Source organism: Mycobacterium gordonae (assembly GCF_002101675.1).
In the GTDB taxonomy this organism is placed as follows: domain Bacteria; phylum Actinomycetota; class Actinomycetes; order Mycobacteriales; family Mycobacteriaceae; genus Mycobacterium; species Mycobacterium gordonae.
On the sequence record NZ_LQOY01000153.1, the window covers coordinates 1 to 18,560 of the forward strand.

At 66.7% G+C, this 18,560-nt stretch carries 18 protein-coding genes and 1 tRNA gene; 6 read left to right on the plus strand and 13 right to left on the minus strand.

The window, feature by feature from the left end:
- Positions 1-120: 120 nt before the first annotated feature.
- From AWC08_RS21500 to rpmE, 4 genes are all read right to left on the minus strand, one after another.
- Positions 121-774: an L-threonylcarbamoyladenylate synthase gene (locus AWC08_RS21500; protein WP_065135600.1), complete on the minus strand. Its 654-nt coding sequence runs from the start codon at positions 772-774 to the stop codon at positions 121-123.
- The gene (gene prmC, locus AWC08_RS21505) at positions 767-1,609 is read right to left on the minus strand and encodes a peptide chain release factor N(5)-glutamine methyltransferase (protein WP_082986534.1); all 843 of its coding nucleotides are present in this window, start codon (positions 1,607-1,609) and stop codon (positions 767-769) included. Before prmC ends, AWC08_RS21500 begins: the two co-directional genes overlap by 8 nt.
- A 67-nt stretch (positions 1,610-1,676) precedes the next feature.
- Complete coding sequence (gene prfA / locus AWC08_RS21510; RefSeq protein WP_065135602.1) at positions 1,677-2,753, minus strand: peptide chain release factor 1; 1,077 nt, start codon at positions 2,751-2,753, stop codon at positions 1,677-1,679.
- Between the two features lie 88 nt (positions 2,754-2,841).
- Entirely contained in the window at positions 2,842-3,066 is a 225-nt protein-coding gene (gene rpmE / locus AWC08_RS21515; protein ID WP_065135651.1) for a 50S ribosomal protein L31, read from the minus strand.
- A gap of 181 nt (positions 3,067-3,247) precedes the next feature.
- Between rpmE and AWC08_RS21520 the strand changes: the two genes are divergently transcribed.
- Complete coding sequence (locus AWC08_RS21520) at positions 3,248-3,814, plus strand: diacylglycerol-binding protein (protein WP_069433318.1); 567 nt, start codon at positions 3,248-3,250, stop codon at positions 3,812-3,814.
- Here the strand turns inward: AWC08_RS21520 and rho are convergent.
- The 6 genes from rho to argS form a co-directional block, all read right to left on the minus strand.
- On the minus strand, positions 3,811-5,733 hold the full coding sequence (gene rho, locus AWC08_RS21525) for a transcription termination factor Rho (protein ID WP_069433319.1): 1,923 nt from the start codon (positions 5,731-5,733) through the stop codon (positions 3,811-3,813). The two genes, AWC08_RS21520 and rho, sit on opposite strands and share 4 nt — an antisense overlap.
- Positions 5,734-5,990: 257 nt before the next feature.
- Entirely contained in the window at positions 5,991-6,950 is a 960-nt protein-coding gene (thrB, locus tag AWC08_RS21535; RefSeq protein WP_232007818.1) for a homoserine kinase, read from the minus strand.
- On the minus strand, positions 6,950-8,032 hold the full coding sequence (gene thrC / locus AWC08_RS21540; protein WP_069433320.1) for a threonine synthase: 1,083 nt from the start codon (positions 8,030-8,032) through the stop codon (positions 6,950-6,952). Before thrC ends, thrB begins: the two co-directional genes overlap by 1 nt.
- Positions 8,029-9,354: a homoserine dehydrogenase gene (locus tag AWC08_RS21545; RefSeq protein ID WP_065135606.1), complete on the minus strand. Its 1,326-nt coding sequence runs from the start codon at positions 9,352-9,354 to the stop codon at positions 8,029-8,031. Before AWC08_RS21545 ends, thrC begins: the two co-directional genes overlap by 4 nt.
- 3 nt (positions 9,355-9,357) lie before the next feature.
- Complete coding sequence (gene lysA, locus AWC08_RS21550; protein ID WP_232007822.1) at positions 9,358-10,692, minus strand: diaminopimelate decarboxylase; 1,335 nt, start codon at positions 10,690-10,692, stop codon at positions 9,358-9,360.
- Positions 10,693-10,772: 80 nt separating this feature from the next.
- A complete protein-coding gene (argS, locus tag AWC08_RS21555; protein ID WP_065135608.1) occupies positions 10,773-12,425 on the minus strand; it encodes an arginine--tRNA ligase in 1,653 nt (550 codons plus the stop codon).
- Between the two features lie 115 nt (positions 12,426-12,540).
- Between argS and AWC08_RS21560 the strand changes: the two genes are divergently transcribed.
- The 3 genes from AWC08_RS21560 (at position 12,541) to rimI (ending at position 14,620) form a co-directional block, all read left to right on the plus strand.
- Positions 12,541-12,616, plus strand: a tRNA-Arg gene (locus AWC08_RS21560).
- Positions 12,617-13,350: 734 nt separating this feature from the next.
- Positions 13,351-14,013: a PAS and ANTAR domain-containing protein gene (locus AWC08_RS21570; protein ID WP_065135610.1), complete on the plus strand. Its 663-nt coding sequence runs from the start codon at positions 13,351-13,353 to the stop codon at positions 14,011-14,013.
- 121 nt (positions 14,014-14,134) lie between these two features.
- Positions 14,135-14,620 (plus strand): ribosomal protein S18-alanine N-acetyltransferase, encoded by a 486-nt coding sequence (gene rimI / locus AWC08_RS21575; protein ID WP_065135653.1) that lies wholly within the window; start codon positions 14,135-14,137, stop codon positions 14,618-14,620.
- Here rimI and AWC08_RS21580 read toward each other — a convergent pair.
- The 3 genes from AWC08_RS21580 to AWC08_RS21590 form a co-directional block, all read right to left on the minus strand.
- The gene (locus AWC08_RS21580) at positions 14,617-14,922 is read right to left on the minus strand and encodes a hypothetical protein (RefSeq protein WP_156781360.1); all 306 of its coding nucleotides are present in this window, start codon (positions 14,920-14,922) and stop codon (positions 14,617-14,619) included. The two genes, rimI and AWC08_RS21580, sit on opposite strands and share 4 nt — an antisense overlap.
- Before the next feature lie 220 nt (positions 14,923-15,142).
- Entirely contained in the window at positions 15,143-15,994 is an 852-nt protein-coding gene (locus tag AWC08_RS21585; protein ID WP_065135612.1) for a Vgb family protein, read from the minus strand.
- A gap of 134 nt (positions 15,995-16,128) precedes the next feature.
- Positions 16,129-16,977, minus strand: a complete 849-nt coding sequence (locus tag AWC08_RS21590) for a DMT family transporter (protein ID WP_065135613.1) — start codon at positions 16,975-16,977, stop codon at positions 16,129-16,131.
- Between the two features lie 234 nt (positions 16,978-17,211).
- On the opposite strand from AWC08_RS21590, the gene AWC08_RS21595 reads away from it, so the two are divergent.
- The gene (locus AWC08_RS21595) at positions 17,212-17,736 is read left to right on the plus strand and encodes an Rv2253/PknI dimerization domain-containing protein (protein ID WP_065135614.1); all 525 of its coding nucleotides are present in this window, start codon (positions 17,212-17,214) and stop codon (positions 17,734-17,736) included.
- Between the two features lie 228 nt (positions 17,737-17,964).
- A complete protein-coding gene (locus AWC08_RS21600) occupies positions 17,965-18,399 on the plus strand; it encodes a hypothetical protein (RefSeq protein WP_142283718.1) in 435 nt (144 codons plus the stop codon).
- Positions 18,400-18,560 lie beyond the last annotated feature (161 nt).

Below are 18,560 nucleotides of genomic sequence, written 5' to 3' on the forward strand. Positions count from 1 at the left end.
GCCGGCGGATGCGGGTAACCACTTGGCATTGCAACTCCTAAGATCCATGTTGTTGCAATGACCGTATGAATTTGCCGGCCCGATTTTCGCCGTCAGTTCACGCTCGGCGGGTCGAGGGCGCTAGCCGAGCAGACTGGCCGGGTCGACACCGAGCACCTCGGCGACCCGCGCCGTGCTGACTGGCCCCTCGCGCAGGATGCGCGGGGCGTTTCCGCTCAGGTCGACGATCGTGGAGGCGGCTTGCTGCGCGGCAGTCCCGCCGTCGAGATAGACGTCGACGCGGGGGCCGAGTTGGCGCTGCGCTTCCTCGACGTCGACCGCGGCAGGCTGGCCGGAGACGTTGGCGCTGGACACCGCCATCGGTCCCACCTCGCGCAGCAGCTCGATGGCGACCGGATGCAGCGGCATCCGCAGCATCACCGTGCCGTGCGCGTCGCCGAGGTCCCATTGCAACGACGGCGCCTGTAACACAACGAGACTCAGCGCGCCCGGCCAGAACGCCCGGACCAGGTCGCGCGCACCGTCGGGCATTCCGTAGACCAGGCCCTCGATCGTGTGCCAGGAGCCGACCAGGACACCCACCGGCATGTCGCGACCGCGGCCCTTGGCTGCCAGCAGTGCGTCGACCGCCGTGCTGTCAAAAGCGTCGGCGCCCAGGCCGTAGACGGTGTCGGTCGGCATGACGACGAGTCGACCGGCCTTGAGCGCCCGGACCGCAGCGCTGATTCCGCGTGCCCGCTGGTCGGGATCCGCGCAGTCGTAAACGTCAGTCACGGGTCCCCCTCCGGGCCGTCACGAACCTGGGCCGCCCAGCCAGGTCGTCGCGGGCCACGACGTCTTCGAAGAGCCCCGTTCCGTTGACGCATTCGACGGTCAGCGTAGACGTGGCGTCGTCGTGCTCCACGGCGAACAGACCGCCCGGGCGCAGCCACCTCGCGGCGCGCGCGACGACCGTGGGTATCACCGCCATACCGTCCGGCCCGCCGAATACCGCGTGCGCCGGATCGTGTTGCGTCACTTCGGGTTCCAACACTGCGTCGTCGGGCACGTAGGGTGGATTCGACACGAAGAGGTCGACGCGGCCGTCGAGTTCCGGCAGCAGGCCGGCGGTTCCGATGTCCGCGTGCACCAGTTCCACGCCGGTGTCCTCGGCATTGCGGCGGGCGTAGGCCAGTGCCTCCGTGGAGTCGTCGATGCCGATGACCCGGGCACCGGGCCAGTACCGCGACAGCGCAATTGCCAGCGCGCCGGAGCCCGTGCATGCGTCGACGATCACCGGATGCGCCGGAAGCGGTTGTGCGACAGCCCATTCCAAGATCGCCTCGGTCTCGGGTCGCGGGATGAAGACGCCCGGGCCGACGTGCAGCTGCACCGGTCCGAATCCGACGGTCCCGATGATGTGCTGCAGAGGCACCCGCTGGGACCGCGCGGCGACGGCGTGCTGGAAGCGCCAGAAGAAGTCCTCACCGGGTGACTCCAGGAATCGCAGCCGGCCGCGGTCGGTGCCGGCCAGGTGGGCGGCCAACTGTTCGGCGTCGCAGCGGGCGGAGTCGATTCCCGCTTCGGCCAGTTGCGCCGCCGCGGAGTCGATCGCCTGCCGCAGGGTCATGGCGCCGCTCCTCCTCATCGCTACGCTCTGCATCGTCGCTTGCCGCGGATGTGCCGAACTGTCCCGGTCATGTGGCCTGCTGCAGCCGCGCCTGCTTGTCGGCTTCGCTCAGCGCGTCGAACAGCGCATCCAGGTCGCCATCGAGAACCTGGTCGAGGTTGTGCGACTTGAAACCGATCCGGTGATCGGTGATGCGGTTCTCCGGGAAGTTGTAGGTCCGGATGCGTTCACTGCGGTCGACCGTGCGGATCTGGCTGGCGCGGTCCGCGGAGGCGTCGGCGAGCGCCTGTTCCTCGGCCAGCACCTGCAGGCGCGCGGCCAGGACCTGCAGTGCACGGGTCTTGTTCTGCAGCTGCGAACGTTCGTTCTGGCAGGTCACGACGATTCCCGTGGGCAGGTGGGTGATCCGCACCGCCGAGTCGGTGGTGTTCACACCCTGCCCGCCCTTGCCCGAGGACCGGTAGACGTCGATGCGCAGATCGGACTCGTCGATCTGCACCTCGCCCACTTCCTCGGGTTCCGGGTAGACCAGCACGCCGGCAGCCGACGTGTGGACGCGTCCCTGCGATTCGGTCACCGGGACTCGCTGCACGCGGTGCACGCCGCCCTCGAACTTCATCCGCGACCAGACCCCGTCGGCGCTGTCGCCCTTGCTGGCGATGGCGAGCGTCGCGTCCTTGTAGCCGCCCAGATCCGAGGTGGTTTCGCCGAGCACGGTCACCGTCCAGCCGTGCCGCTCGGCGTAGCGGATGTACATCCGGGCCAAGTCGGCGGCGAACAGCGCCGATTCCTCGCCCCCTTCACCGGATTTCACCTCGAGCACGATGTCGTCAGCGTCATGCGGGTCGCGCGGGGCGAGCATGTCGGTGAGTTGGGTGTCCAGCTCGGTGACGCGCGCCTCCAGTTCGGTGACCTCGTCGGCGAACGATGCGTCGTCGACGGCCAGTTCGCGGGCGGTCTCCAAGTCGTCGCGCGCCGACACCAGCTTGCGGTGGGTCGCGACGATCGGCGCCAGTCGCGCGAAGCGGCGTCCGGCTTTGCGCGCCTCGTCGGGCTTGCTGTGCAGTTCGGGGTCGGCCAGCGCCTGCTCGAGTGCTGCGTGCTCGGCGAGCAGGACGTCGATCGTCTGCACCGGCTGCGTCATGTCACCTCTCTACTGCTGCTTGACCCCGAACGCGAACCGACGCCCGGCCTGTGCTTTGGGCTGCACAGTTCGGGCGTCGGGAAAGCAGCTACTTGTCGGCTCCGGTCTTGCGCTTGCCGTAGCGCTTCTCGAAGCGGGCCACCCGGCCGCCGCTGTCGAGGATCTTTTGCTTGCCGGTGTAGAACGGGTGGCACTGCGAGCAGACCTCGGCCACGATGCGCCCGCCCGGCTTGGTGCTGCGCGTGGTGAAGGAGTTCCCGCAACCGCAGACCACGGTGGTCTCCTCGTAGGCGGGATGAATGTCAGTTTTCATGCTGTCCTCTTCGTCTTTTGCCACCCGCGGCCCCCTGGTCGGACCGGACCGCGAACCTGAATTGGTTCCGAGTGATCGACCGTCGATTATGCCAGGTCAACCCACGTCAGCCTAAACGCCGGGGTGGGGATGCGTATTCCCGCTGTTGCCAATGGCGGCCGGCTTGCCGTAAGAGAAGCTGATGCAACTGCGGATACCCGGTATCGCTCTGCTTTTCCTCATCGGCGCCGTCGCCGGTCTCGTCGGCGATCACTGTCATGTGGTGACCGGGACTACGGTGTACCTGCCGGCATCGCATCAGGTCCCGTTCGTATGGACCAGCCCGATCTGGTTTCCCGCCCTCGTTGGCGTCGCCACGGTCCTGCTGGCCGAGCTGCGGCTGCACCTCGGAGCGGCGCGTCCGACCGTGACGGTGCGCCAGGGGCTGGGCGGTGTCGCAGCTGTTGTGGGCACCTACGCCATCACCGCGTTGGCGCACACGGCGCCGGCATTCGTGAGCACGGTGCTGATCGGCACCCTGGCGACGATCACCTGGTCAGTGCTCGGTGATCGGTCCGCCATCGTGTGCGCGGTGGCGATCGCCATCGTCGGTCCCGCGGCCGAAGTCTTCCTGGTCGTCATCGACGTGTTTCGCTACACCCACGGCAGCGACGGCCTGTTCGGCGTCGCGCCGTGGTTGATTCCGCTGTACTTCGCCTTTGGTGTGGTTGCGGCGCTGCTCGGCGAGATCGTTACGAAACGGCGTTAGTCGTTGTCCATGTTGCCCGGCGTCGTCTTGGACACCTGCACCAGGAATTCGTAGTTGGTCTTCGTCTTGCGCAACTGCGACATCAGCAGGTCGATGGCCTGGTGGGAATCCAGACCCGACAGCACCCGACGCAGCTTGTGCACGATGCCGAACTCATCCGGGGAGAGCAGCAGCTCGTCCTTGCGGGTGCCCGACGGGTTGACGTCGACCGCCGGGAACACCCGGCGTTCGGAAATCTTGCGGTCCAGCTTGAGCTCGGCGTTGCCGGTGCCCTTGAACTCCTCGAAGATGACCGTGTCACCGGTGGAACCGGTCTCGACCATCGCGGTGGCGATGATGGTCAGCGATCCGCCTTCTTCGATGTTGCGGGCCGCACCCAGGAAGCGCTTGGGCGGGTACAGCGCGGTGGAGTCGACACCACCGGAGAGGATCCGGCCCGAGGCGGGCGACGCGTTGTTGTACGCGCGGCCCAGCCGGGTGATCGAGTCCAGCAGCACCACGACGTCCTTACCCTGCTCCACCAGGCGCTTGGCACGCTCAATGGCCAGTTCGGCGACCGAAGTGTGGTCGGACGGCGGCCGGTCGAAGGTGGAGGCGATGACCTCACCCTTGACCGAACGGGTCATGTCGGTGACCTCTTCAGGACGCTCGTCGACGAGCACGACCATCAGGTGGCATTCGGGGTTGTTCTTGGTGATCGCGTTGGCGATGTCCTGCAGAATCGTGGTCTTACCCGCCTTGGGCGGCGAGACGATCAGGGCGCGCTGGCCCTTGCCGATCGGCATGATCAGGTCGATGACCCTTGTGGTCAGCCGGTCCGGCGTGGTCTCCAGACGCAGACGCTGGTTGGGGTACAACGGCGTCAACTTCTGAAAATCGGGACGCTTCCTGGCGTCCTCGACAGGTCCGCCGTTGACGCTGTCCAGGCGCACCAGCGGGTTGAACTTCTGGCGCTGGTTGGGCTGTTCACCGTCTTTGGGGACGCGCACCGCACCGGTCACCGCGTCACCGCGCCGTAAGCCGTTCTTGCGCACCATGTTCATGGACACGTACACGTCGTGCGGACCGGCCAGGTAGCCGGAGGTGCGGACGAAGGCGTAGTTGTCGAGCACGTCGAGGATTCCGGCGACCGGCTGTACGACGTCGTCCTCGCGCAGTTCGGCCTCCCCGGCCTCGCCGGTGCGTTCGCCGCGCCGCCTGCGGTCCCGGAAGCGGCGTCCGCGCCGGCCCTGGCGTCCGTCGCCGTCGTCATCGGCATTGCCGCCACCACCACGCTGCTGGTCGTTGCCGGAGTCGGCGGAGCGCTCGTCGGTACGGTCCTGCTTCTGGCCGCGCTCACCCTGGCCGCGCTCACCCTGGCCGCGGTCACCCTGGCCGCGCTCACCCTGCCCACGCTCGCCCTGGCCACGCTCGCCCTTGTCTCGGGCCGGCTCTTTGTCGGCTTCGTCGGTGTTATCACCCCGGTTGCCGCCGGCCGTTCCGGCCTGTCGGGACGCGCTGCGACGTTCCCGCCGCGGCGTTTCCGCCGCATCCGGCTCCGGTGCGGGGGCCGCCTCCGCGGGCGGCGCCTCGGGTGCCGTCACCTGGGAGGTGGGGGGCTCCGATGCGGGGTTGGAGGCCGGCGCTTCGGCCTTCACCGATTCCTGCGGTGGCTCCGCGTCGCCGGACGACTTGCCGTTCGCCTGTCCCCTGCTCTGCTCAATGGCGGCGATCAGTTCGCTCTTGCGCATGCCCGACGTCCCCTTGACGCCGGCTTTGTTAGCCAGTGCGCGCAGCTCCGGCAGCACCATGGTGGCCAGCGAGCTGGACGGCGCGTTGGATTTGACGTCCGAGACATCGGAAGCGTCTGTGGTCACGGAGTCCGACACCTTGTCGGCGTCGGTGCTTTCGCCAGCCGTGATGAGGTCCGTATCAGTCACGGATTTCCTTTCTTGCCCCGCCGATCACGTCAAACGGGGATTCCTGCATCAGGTCAAGCATTCAGGCATGTGCTGAGTGCGCCCAATAATCGACTCTGAAACGGTGATCGAACAGCGAACCGCGTTCACGAGAAGAATTGGTGGTTGTCTCAGCGTCAAGGCAGTTTGTGCAGAGCAGATGCTGCAATTGCTGGACGGGTCCGAGGATAGCCCGCTTCCTGGCCGGAAGCAAGCAAACCCGCCCGCCACGCTGTGGATCAACCTGCGACGGTTACGCCGGGCTTCCAGCGAACTCCGTCGCCGACCGTCATCTTCTTGATGATGAATCCATTCGCGGTTCCGTACTCGACCGCTTCAGCTGGCAACTCCGGCTCGGTGCTCAGCGCGATCAGCGAAGGACCAGCCCCGGAAAGCGTTGCCGCAACACTATGACGCCGCAGCAGCCGCAAATATTCCGCCGAGGAGGGCATCGCCGGTGCACGTTGGGGTTGATGGAGCACGTCTTCGGTGGCGGCCACGAGCAGATCGGGCCGCTGGGTGAGCGCTACCACCAGCAACGCGACGCGGCTGATATTGAACCGCGCGTCCTCGTGGCTGACCTGGGCGGGCAGCAGCACGCGGGTCTCGGCCGTCGACGAGCGTTCCTCGGGAACCGCAGCGAACAAGTGGATGTCGGGATGAAGGCGCAGCGGGACAGCGGAATAGACCGGCCGCCCGCGGCTGTGATCAGCCCAGGAAACCACGGCGCCGCCGAGCACCGCGGCCGACGCGTTGTCCGGGTGACCTTCGAACTCCGAGGCCAGCTGAATCAGCTTTGTTTCGCTGAGCGGACTCGAATTCGTCTGAGCCACAAGGCCATTGACGACAGCAAGGCCGCTCACCACGGCCGCCGCGGAGGAGCCCAGGCCCCGGGAGTGCGGGATGTCGTTGCGACAGCGCACCACCAACCCGGCGGCGCTGACCCCGGCGGCCTGCAGGCCGCGCTGGATGGCCCGCACCACGAGATGCTCGGGTCCCAGTGGTACCTGGCCCGCGCCTTCGCCTGCTACCTCCACCACCAAGCCGGAATCCGTTGTCTCGACGACGATCTCGTCGCACAGATTCAAAGCCAGACCGAGGCTGTCGAAACCCGGGCCGAGGTTGGCGCTGGAAGCCGACACGACGGCGCTGGACACCAGCCCCGCGGGCAGCACCGCGCCCGCCGAACCAAGCCCCACTAGCCCAACCCCAGCTGCTCAACCACGAGGACGGGGTCCACCGGGACCGGAGACACCTGGGGCATGTCGCGTAGGGCGGTGTCGGGATCCTTCAGTCCGTTGCCGGTGACAGTGCACACCACGGTCGAGCCCCGCTCCACCCAGCCGTCCTCGACGGACTTGAGCAGGCCGGCGATGCTGGCTGCCGACGCCGGCTCGACGAAGACGCCCTCGCTGCTGGCCACCAGGTGGTACGCCTCGAGGATCTCCTCGTCGGTGGCGGCCAGGAACCGCCCGTTGGACTGCTGCTGCGCCTCGACCGCCGACGTCCACGACGCCGGCGCACCGATGCGGATGGCGGTGGCGATGGTCTCGGGGTTGGCCACGGGTTCACCGTGCACCAGCGGCGCCGCGCCGGCGGCCTGGGTGCCCAGCATCCGGGGCAGCTTGTCGATGATGCCGTCGCGGTGGTATTCGCTGTAGCCGCGCCAGTACGCGGTGATGTTGCCCGCGTTGCCGACGGGAAGCGCGTGGATGTCGGGTGCGGTTCCGAGCGCGTCGACGATCTCGAACGCCGCCGTCTTCTGCCCTTCGATTCGCACCGGATTCACGGAGTTGACCAGGGAGATCGTCGGGAAGTCGTTGGTCATCTTGCGGGCCAGTTCCAGGCAGTCGTCGAAGTTGCCGTCGATCTGGATGATCTTGGCGCCGTGCATGACGGCCTGGGCCAGCTTGCCCATGGCGATCTTGCCCGTCGGAATGAGCACCGCGCAGGTGATGCCGGCCCGGGCGGCGTAGGCCGCCGCCGAAGCCGACGTGTTTCCGGTCGATGCGCACAACACCGCTTTCTGACCACGGGCCAGCGCGTCGGTGACGGCCATCGTCATGCCCCGGTCCTTGAAGGAGCCGGTGGGGTTGAGGCCCTCGACCTTGAGATGGACTGTGCAGCCGGTCTTCTCCGACAGCCGAGGCGCCGGGATCAGCGGGGTGCCACCTTCGAACAGGGTGACCGGGGTCCAGTCGTCCCCCACCGGCAACCGGTCCCGGTATGCCGAGATCAGGCCTGGCCAGGGCTGGTGGATCGCCGTCCGTGGGGCGCTCATTCGTCGGTTCCTTCCAGCCGCAGCACGCTCTCCACGCTCTGCACCACATCCAGATCAGCCAGTGCCTCAACGGTTTCCGACAGCGCGGCGTCGGTCGCCCGGTGGGTGACCACGACGATCCGGGCGCCCACCCGCTGACCGCCCTCGTCGACCACGCCCTCCTGGCGCACCTCGGCGATGCTCACCTCGCGCTTGCCGAATTCGGCTGCCACCGCGGACAACACGCCTGGCTTGTCGGCGACATTCATGCTGACGTAGTAGCGCGTCTCGATGAATCCCATGGGCGCCACGGGAAGCCGGGCATAACGGGACTCACGCGGGCCCCGGCTGCCGAGCACCCGGTTGCGCGCCGCCATCACCAGGTCCCCGGTGACGGCCGAGGCGGTGGGCGCACCGCCGGCGCCCTGGCCGTAGAACATCAGCCGTCCGGCAGCCTCGGCCTCGACGACCACCGCGTTGAAAGCGCCGTTGACCGACGCGAGCGGATGCGACAGGGGTACCAGCGCCGGATAGACCCGCGCCGAAACCCGTTGCTGCCCTTCGTCAGTGGTGATGCGCTCGCAGATGGACAGCAGTTTGATGGTGCAGCCCAGCGACTTGGCGGACTCGAAGTCGTCCGGGGTGATCTTGGTGATGCCCTCGCGGTAGACGTCGTCAGCGGTGACCCTGGTGTGGAAGGCGATGGACGCCAGGATCGCGGCCTTAGCCGCGGCGTCGTATCCCTCGACGTCGGCGGTGGGGTCGGCTTCGGCGTACCCGAGCGCGCTCGCATCGGCCAGTGCCTGTCGGTAATCGGCCCCGGTGCTGCCCATCTCCGAGAGGATGTAGTTGGTGGTGCCGTTGACGATGCCGGCCACCCGCAGGACGGTGTCGCCGGCCAGTGACTGAGTCAGCGGGCGAATGACCGGGATGGCGCCGGCGACGGCCGCCTCGAAATACAGGTCGACGGCTTCCTTTTCGGCGGCGGCCGCCAACTCGCCACTGGCCACCGACATCAACGCCTTGTTCGCGGTCACGACCGACTTGCCGTGGGCGAGAGCGGCCAGGATCGCCTTGCGGGCCGGTTCGACGGGCCCCATCACTTCTACGACGATGTCAACGTCGTCGCGGCAGACGAGCTCGTCGATGTCGTCGGTGAGCAGTTCGAGCGGCACGCCACGGTCTCCCCCGAGACGGCGCACTCCGACGCCGCGCAGCACCAGCGGGGCGCCGATCCGGCCAGCCAGATCGCCGGCGCTCTCGTTGATGATGCGCACGACTTCGCTGCCGACCACCCCCAATCCGAGCACCGCCACGCCGACGGGTTTCACGTCACCGGGCACGGGTCACCTCACTTCCAGACTCAGCAGATCGTCGACCGTTTCGCGACGCAGGATCAAACGGGACTCCCCCGCTCGCACCGCCACTACCGCGGGACGGCAGATCATGTTGTAACGACTCGACAGGGAATAGCAGTAGGCCCCGGTCGCGGCCACGGCGACGAGGTCGCCGGGTCCCACGTCGTCAGGCACCCACGCGTCGCGCACCAGGATGTCACCGGTTTCGCAATGCTTTCCGACCAACCGGGCCCCGGTGGCCGGTGCATCGCTGAGCCGCGACACCAACCGCACGTCGTATTGGGCGTCATACAGTGCGGTCCGGATGTTGTCGCTCATGCCGCCGTCGACGCTGACGTAACGCCGGTTCGCGGTGGAGCTCACGTCGACGTCCTTGACGGTGCCCACCTCGTAGAGGGTGATGGTGCCCGGGCCGGCGATGGCACGGCCGGGTTCGACGACCAGCCTGGGCGTGGGAAGCCCGACTGCCGCCGACTCGTTGCTCACGATGGCGCTCAGCTTGTCCGCCAGCTCGGCGATCGGTGGCGGATCATCCGGCGCCAGGTACGAGATCCCCAGACCCCCACCGAGGTCCACCGTGGACACCTGCGTGGTCCTATCGACGCCGAACTCCGCGACGACGTCGCGCAGCAATCCGATGACCCGGTGTGCGGCGATCTCGAAGCCGGCGACGTCGAAGATCTGTGAGCCGATGTGGCTGTGCAGGCCAACCAACCGCAGGTTGTCGGCAGCGAACACCTTCCGCACCGCCGCCATCGCCGCGCCGCTGGCCACCGAAAGGCCGAACTTCTGGTCTTCGTGGGCGGTGGAGATGAACTCGTGAGTGTGCGCCTCGACGCCGACGGTGAGACGGACGAGCACATCCTGGACGATCCCCGCGTCGCCGGCGATCGCGTCGAGCCGCTCGATTTCGATCATCGAGTCCAGAACGACATGACCGACACCGGCTTTCACCGCAGCGGTCAGTTCGGAGACGGATTTGTTGTTGCCATGCAACGTGATTCGTTGCGGCGGGAAGTCTGCGTTCAGGGCGACGGCCAGCTCACCGCCCGAGCAAACGTCGAGAGACAGCCCTTCCTGCTCGATCCACCGGGCGATTTCGCTGCACAGGAATGCTTTTGCGGCGTAGTGCACATTGGCTCCACCGCCGAATGCCGCAGCCGTCTCCTGGCAGCGGGAGCGGAAGTCGGCCTCGTCGATGATGAACAGTGGGGTGCCGTATTCGCGGGCGAGATCGGTCAGCTTGACGCCAGCGATTTGGACGACGCCGTCGTCGCCCCGAATGGTGTTGCGCGGCCACACATTCGGCGCCAACCGTAACAGCTCCTCGGGCGACTGGGGGCGCGGCGGGCTGCTGGCGGGCCGGGTCTCCTCGGCGTGCCGGGGTCCGGCGGGGTGGACGTTCACATTCTCTCCGGGGCGCTGACTCCGAGGATGGCCAATCCGTTGGCGACAACCTGGCGGGTGGCCTGGCACAGCGCCAGCCGCGCGGTGTTGAGGTCGGTGGGTTCTTCGTCGCCCTGCGGCAGGATCCGGCAGGCGTCGTAGAACCGGTGGTAGTCGCCGGCCAGGTCTTCCAGGTACCGGCAGATGCGGTGCGGTTCACGCAGGGAGGCCGCGGTTTTGAGCACCCGCGGGAACTCGCCGATGGTGCGCAGCAGGGTGCCCTCTTTGTCGTGGGTGAGCAGTTCGAGATGGGAGGTGTCCGGGATGAGGCCGAGTTCGGCGGCATTGCGGGCCAGCGCGGAGAGCCGGGCGTGCGCGTATTGCACGTAGTAGACCGGGTTTTCGTTGGACGCCGAGGACCACAGCGCCAAGTCGATGTCGATCGGGGTGTCCACCGACGAACGGATCAGGCTGTACCGGGCCGCGTCGACACCGATGGCCTCGACCAGGTCGTCGAGCGTGATGACGGTGCCCGCGCGCTTGCTCATCTTGACCGGCTGGCCGTCGCGGACCAGGTTGACCATCTGCCCGATCAGCACCTCGACGGTGGCCGGGTCCTCACCGAAGGCGGCAGCGGCGGCCTTCAATCGGGCGATGTAGCCGTGGTGGTCGGCGCCGAGCATGTAGATGCACAGATCGAATCCGCGTTGCCGCTTGTCGAGGTAGTAGGCCAGGTCGCCGGCGATGTATGCCGGGATGCCGTCGCTCTTGATCACCACGCGGTCTTTGTCGTCACCAAAAGCGCTGGTGCGCAACCAGGTTGCGCCGTCCTTCTCGTAAATGCTGCCGGTGTCACGCAGTTTCGCGATGGCCTCGTTCACCCGGCCGCTGGTGTGCATCGAATCTTCGTGGGTGTAGACGTCGAAGTCGGTGCCGAACTCGTGCAGTGACTCTTTGATGTGGGCGAACATCAGGTCGACGCCGATCTGGCGGAATGTCTCGTGCATCTCGACGTCGGGCAGGCTCAGCGCCTCCGGCGCCTTCTGCAGGACCTGCGCGGCGATGTCGTTGATGTACGTGCCCGCGTAGCCGTCCTCCGGGGCGGGCTCCCCCTTGGCCGCGGCGACCAGGGAGTTGGCGAACCGGTCGATCTGCGCACCGTGGTCGTTGAAGTAGTACTCGCGGACGACGTCGGCGCCCTGAGTGGTGAGCAGCCGGCCCAGCGCGTCACCGACGGCGGCCCAGCGGGTGCCACCGATGTGGATCGGTCCGGTGGGGTTGGCCGAGACGAATTCCAGGTTGACTTTTCGAGCGTCGAGAATTTGGGAGTGGCCGAACTTCTCGCCGGCCTCGATGACCTCGGTGACGATCTTGGCCTGCGCCGAGGCCTCGAGGCGCATGTTGATGAAGCCGGGACCGGCGACCTCGGCCGAGGCGATGCCGTCGGCCTTCGTCAGCGCCTCGGCCAGCCATCCGGCCAGCTCACGGGGGTTGGCACCGACCTTCTTGGCCAGTTGGAGGGCCAGGTTGGACGCGTAATCGCCGTGATCGGGATTGCGTGGACGCTCCACGGTGACCGCCTGAGGCAACGCGGACACGTCGAGGCCGTGCTCGGCAAGCACCGCGGTGGCGGTGGTTTTGAGCAGCTCAGCGAGGTCGGCGGGGGTCACGAGCGTCCATCCTATTGGCTGGGTGCCCCGCGCCCCGAATCCGTTGCCGGTGCTCGGGTGGTCACCGGGATGCGCTACTCTGGCGGGGCCCAATGGCGCAGCGTTCCGCTAGTGCGCCCCCGTAGCTCAGGGGATAGAGCGTCTGCCTCCGGAGCAGAAGGCCGCAGGTTCGAATCCTGCCGGGGGCACCATCTGACCAGGTCAAGCGTCGCATCGTGCAATAAGCATGCAACCTGTTGACCCGGCGTAACCCTCCTGAATCGCCATTTGGTGCGACAACGGCGCGGAGGCGTCGGTGATCACGTCAGGCTGGCGGTGACGGTATCGGCGGCGTCGCCGAAACCCGAATCGGCGGATCGACGCCGACAGCGGTCGCTATCGCAGTCACGCTGCCGAACTCGGCGAAGACCAGCTGCGCCACCGCCGTTCGATGTTGTCGGCCCACACCTGAACGTCTGCGTCACTTCCGACGACCTCTGCCTTCACTTGCAGGTCCGGTGTGTACAGACTCCCCACCCAGCGGCCACGTTCCCTATCGACCCGCAGCAGCGAACCGTCCGCCAGTCGATGATGTCCGGTTCTCATGGCAAAAGGCATACCCGAGTTCGAGTTATTCAACACCCGCCAAACACCAACACCGACAGCGTTCGGCGTCTGACGGATGTGGTAGGCACAGCACCCGCGGGCCGGCGGCGTCGAGCAGGCGCCGACACAACCAAGAACGAGCTTCGCGCAACGGCCCAACAGTTGAATAATGCGAAACGCAGGGTGTAGAAATTTACTCGTCACCCCTGGTCAAAGGGTCACTGGTCCTCATGGCTCAGTGCTGCGCGGCGTTGGGCGTGGCATTAGCCCGAGACGAATATTCCACACCGAGGGGTATTCCGTGCAGCGACGACCTGATACCAGCGTCCCGTATAGCCGGTTGATCGGCGGCGAACGGATCGAGCAAAAACTGGCCGATGGTGGCCCTACCATCGTCGGGTCATTCCGATATTACTTCGAAGATGACCGTTGGGAATGGTCCCCACAAGTCGCAAGAATGCACGGATACGAACCTGGAATGGTCACCCCCACCACCCAGCTGGTGCTCGCCCACAAGCACCCCGAGGACTATCGTCAGGTCGCCGACACCTTCGAGCTGGTCCGCCAGACGCGGCGCGCATTCAGCAGCAGGCACCGCATATGCGACGTGCAAGGGAACGTGCACCACGTCACCGTCATTGGTGACGAACTCCGCGACGAAGAGGGCCGCGTCATCGGCACGTACGGTTTCTACGTTGACCTCACCCGCGAGGAACAGGTGCACAGAGACCAGGTCAGCGCAGCCGTCGAGTACATTGCCGACCGCCGATCCGGTATCGACCAGGTGAAAGGCATGCTGCGGCTGATCTACGGCCTCGATGAAGTCGCTGCTTTTGAACTGCTCAAGTGGCGGTCACAAGAAACCAACACGAAGCTGCAATGCCTCGCCGAACAAATCGCGGCCGACTTCGCCGGTGTAACGCACGACGGAACAATGCCGTCACGATCGCAATACGACAATTTACTGCTCACAGCGCATCTTCGCCTGAAGGGCCACCGGTAGGCGTCGTTAGTGGGGCCGCCGTTCGCCTGCAGGACCGGCAACTGTGCGCCTAGGGTCGAAAAATGAGCTGGATGACGTTGATCGCGACCGCGCATCCGGCCACACCGGCCGTCACCACGCGATGAACGCGGACCCGCTCGTCATCGGTGCGCTGTTGCCGGCCGACGTCGGCAGATGCGCCGAGTTGGACGCCGTGTTATTCGCCGGCGACGAGCCGTGGTCGGCGGCCGTATTCGAACGCGAGCTGGCCAGCAAGGACGGTTATTTCGTGAGCGCGCGCAGGGCCGGGACGCTGATCGGCTACGGCGGCATCGCGCGCTTGGGTTCCACGGGATTCACCGGCGTGGCGTTCTACGAGGTGCGCAATATCGGCGTGGATCCGGCGCACCAAGGGCAGGGCATCGGTCGCCGACTGTTGGACGAATTGCTGAAGTTCGCCGCGGCCGGCGTCGTGTATCTGGAAGTTCGGTGCGACAACGAAGCGGCCATCGCGCTGTACCGCGACGTGGGATTCGACCAGGTCGGCCTTCGCCCCGGGTACTACAAAGGCGTCGATGCGTTAACGATGCGGCGTGAGCCGCGCGCTTGCACCCGACAATCGACCTAGCCCAGTTGTCGCCGGTAGCGGCGAACGGGCACATGGCCCCTTACTTTGACTTCGACGTCGGCGCCGGCCCCCCCGACCTCTTTCACCGTGAACGTGTACAGATCGCCCAACGGACTGCCGAGTATGGGTTCTCCGAGCGCCTCGACATACCACTGCACCCCTGGCTGATCACACGGCGGCCTTGCTGCCCTGTTCTCGTCGAAGTGCCACTTCACCTCTGGATTGCCCGCAGGGAATTCGATGTTGTCGTCGCGCCGGATCTCCGCAGCGGAAATGGTGTCAAAATCCTGCCCCATCGTCACCGCTATGAGGTTAGTCGCCGGACCCAGGGGCGACACTCGTCGAATCCGGTCAACAGTTCGGTGGTCGTCTGCCGGTGGCCGTCGTGCGGTCAGACTCGATCGGCGGTCCCAGGTGCCGACGAACGCTTCGCGGAACGTCCACGCCTGCCACACAGTCATCCTCTCAAGGTGCTATGCGAGCACCAGGACGTTAGGCCGTACGAGCAGGACCGGAAAGGCGTTAACTCGTCGGCAAGCGCATGACGTAACCCGCCTCCAGCGCCACCCACAACGCACCGTCGGGCCCGATCGCCAGCCCGTGCGGCTCGCTGCCCGACGGCAGGTCGATCACGGTGACCTCGCCGTCGGCGCTGACGCCGGCGATCTGGTCGGAGCCCCACAAGCTGACCCACACGCCGCCAATGGGATTGGCGACCACCGCGTGCGGCTTGCCGGGCAGCTCGAGTTCCTGAATGGCGTCATCGACCGGGATGCGGCCGAGCTTGCCGGCCTGTATCTCGGTGAACCACACGGCGTCGTCGTGGGTGGCGGCGATGCCGACAGGACCGGCCCGCGGGGTCGGCACCTCGCGGAGCGTCAGGTCGCCCGACGGCTCCAACCTGCCGATGGCGTTGGCCTGATTCATGGTGAACCACAACGCGCCGTCGGGTCCGGCGGCGATCATGGACGGCATGCCCCCGGGGGCGACAACGTCCGTGGCTACCCCGTCGACGTCGATCCGGCCCACCACCCCCGACGTCATCGCGGTAAACCACAGGGCCCCGTCGGGTCCCGCGGCGAGACCGAACGGCGCACTGCCACTGGTTAATTCGAAGTCAGTGCGGTCGCCGTCAACGGTGATCCGACCGATCCGGTCGTCACCACAACGGGTGAACCACAACGCGCCGTCCGGACCGGCGGCGATGATCGACGGCTTACTCTGCGGCGCAACCGGATACACGTCGAGGCTACCGTCACCGGTCACGCGAGCGATCTCGCCGCTGTGCACCAACGTCACCCACATGGCCCCGTCGGGCCCTGCGGTCAACGCATAAGGCCCACCCGCAACCGGGATTTCGACGATACGGCTCATCCGAGCGAACTCACCTCTTCGAGCAGGAACTTCAGGGTGGTGCCCCCGGCACACCCGGCTGATGCACATCGACGTAGCGGCTGCACTCCATCGACTTGTCCTCTCGCCATGACGGATTCAAGTCGCCCGAGGGCCTATACCGGCTCCGGGCTTGGGGCTTCACCGAACCGGGCCAACACCAGTGTCGCGGCCACGGCAATCCCCAGGCCCGCGGCGACCATCCACCCGAGGCCGTCGCGAGTTTCATCGCCCAGCCACGCCACGCCGATGAGCGCGGGCAGGACGGTTTCGCCGACCACCATGCCCGCGACGGCGGTGGTCACCGATCCACGATGCAGCGCCGACGTGAGGAGTAGAAAACCGGCGACTCCACCGGCGGCGCTGGCGTACAGGGCGGGGTTGGCGTAGAAGGAGGCCTTGGTGGGGTCGATCGAGTCGATCAGGTTCACCCCCACCTCGACGAGGCCAAAGCCGGTACCCGCGCTGAAGCCGAGGGCAAGTGCGCGTGAGCGATCCGGCAACCGACCGGCCGCGGCTCCGGCAATGAACACCACCGCGACGACGCCCAACAGCGCCCACGCCAATCCCGCCGGGCCGTGTCCGTCGCCCTGCGGTCCGGCCGCGATTCCGAGCAACGCCAGGCCCACACAGACCACGCCCACCGCCGTCCACTCGGCCGGCGCCAGACGGGCCGACAACAGCCATGCGGCCACAATGGCGCTGACGGCGATCGAGGCGGCCAAGGCGGCGGCGACGACGTAGATGGGCACCAGCCGCAACGCCGCAACTTGGAGCACAAAGCCGAGGCCATCCAGACCGATGCCGACGAGGTAGCGCCACTGCCGCAGGGCGCGCATCAGCAGTACGGCGTCGACACCGGACCCGCTGCCGGCCTCCACCGACCGGGCTGCCATGGCCTGCAACACCGACGCCGTCCCGTAACACACCGAGCAGCCCAGGGCGAGCAGCAATCCGATCAGCACATACCGACCATACGAGAGCCGGCGCCGGCAAGCCGTATTCGCATGCCGTTGGTTAAGAGATGGCTTGCGTATTCCGTTACTGACTCCCGCGTCGCATAGTGTCTAATGGGTTGGGCCTGAGCAGATTTGGCGGCTCTGACACCGTGACCGCACCGGCCGATGCCTCGACCCTTGTGATAGGTCGCGCACGCGCCCACAATCAGAGTGGGGGCCGATTCGACGAGGGCCGACAACATGACCAGGTCTCGGATTCTTCTAGCAGCCACGGTCGCGCTCACCTCCGGCCAGGCAGTCGCGCTGATCGTGCCCGGCACCGCCTCGGCGTCAGCACTAGCCGACGGCACCTACCGGTTCGACTTCGACGGCAGCAAACAAACGGTCGACGGCGCCCCGAAGCCGACCGGCTCGCATTCGACGTTGATAGCGATGCGCTCCGCGTGCCCTCCGTCGGGGTGCGTGGCGACGGCATGGGACACCTCGATCGGTCCTACCTGGCTGCAACCCCCCGAGGAGGGTGCGCTCGTCTTCCGCGAGAACCGCGACCAGTGGGTGGCGACCCGGTGGAAGATGTTCAGCTGCAACAACTCCATGAAGCAGGGAACGGAAACGCTTTCGTTTCAAGTGAAGCCGGACGGGACATTCGTGGGCGTCAGCACCCAACTCGAGGCGCCCTGCCCGCCGATCGTCATCCCGTTCACCGCGACGCGCGTCGGTGAGGTGTCGCCGGACGTTCAGGTGGCCGACCCCAATACCGCCTGAGCTGGCCACCAGGCATTGACCGGCGGGTTCACGCGTTCGGCGACACCGCCCGCCTGACTTATTTTGCGCGGGATGATCGCAATTGCGCGTCGCCGTCGCCGCCCGGCATAGGAATACCGTATGAACGCCAGCGAATCGACCGTGAACTGGTAGTTCGCCGATACACTTCAGCCATACTGTCCATAGGCAACAAAGCCGTGGCAGATGGGGGACGCTATGAGGTTGCACTTGCCTGTCGCAACTGTTGGGCTAATAATTGGCGGCCTTTTCGCCGTGGCCCCGGCTGCCGGGGCCGAGGTCCCCATCACGCAGGGCGTGTACGAGTACGTCGACGGCTCCGGCGCGGCGTCCACATGGGCCATCACGACGACCTGCGCCCCCCACTGCGTGGCCCATGTGACCACCGCTCCGGGTCACGGTTTCACCGCCCCGCTGATTAACGGCCGCCATGTGGTGACCCGGACCGTGCCCGAGGGCGTCACATGCCCCTCGTACTACCTGGGCGACAACGGATCATCCTGGGGAGGCGGCACCCATCCCGTCCTCGTCCGGCAATGGTGGGACCCGGTCACCCTGGCTGGCGGGGTGGATTTCCTGGAAAGCTCCGCACCCTGCGGCATCCCCAACCCGCATAACAGCTTCACGCTGGTCAAGGTCGGTTAGCGGGCCCCCGGCGCGAAGATCGGACCAGCCCCGGCACGCAGCAGCGGCCGCCCGTCGCCGAGCCGGAAAATTTGCAGGAAAAGTGCGAGTACAGGCCTGCAAATCTTCAGACTCGACGAGACCGCCCCTCCCCGGCCCCGATCGCCTACAAGAATTCTCCA

Excerpts from the sequence above, each read along its gene's own strand:
- AWC08_RS21595 (WP_065135614.1), top strand. The coding sequence starts at position 17,212 with ATGACCAGGTCTCGGATTCTTCTAGCAGCCACGGTCGCGCTCACCTCC.
- prfA (WP_065135602.1), bottom strand. The coding sequence starts at position 2,753 with ATGACGCAGCCGGTGCAGACGATCGACGTCCTGCTCGCCGAGCACGCA.
- AWC08_RS21520 (WP_069433318.1), top strand. The coding sequence starts at position 3,248 with ATGCAACTGCGGATACCCGGTATCGCTCTGCTTTTCCTCATCGGCGCC.
- rpmE (WP_065135651.1), bottom strand. The coding sequence starts at position 3,066 with ATGAAAACTGACATTCATCCCGCCTACGAGGAGACCACCGTGGTCTGC.
- rimI (WP_065135653.1), top strand. The coding sequence starts at position 14,135 with ATGAACGCGGACCCGCTCGTCATCGGTGCGCTGTTGCCGGCCGACGTC.
- AWC08_RS21585 (WP_065135612.1), bottom strand. The coding sequence starts at position 15,994 with ATGAGCCGTATCGTCGAAATCCCGGTTGCGGGTGGGCCTTATGCGTTG.
- prmC (WP_082986534.1), bottom strand. The coding sequence starts at position 1,609 with ATGACCCTGCGGCAGGCGATCGACTCCGCGGCGGCGCAACTGGCCGAA.
- thrC (WP_069433320.1), bottom strand. The coding sequence starts at position 8,032 with ATGAGCGCCCCACGGACGGCGATCCACCAGCCCTGGCCAGGCCTGATC.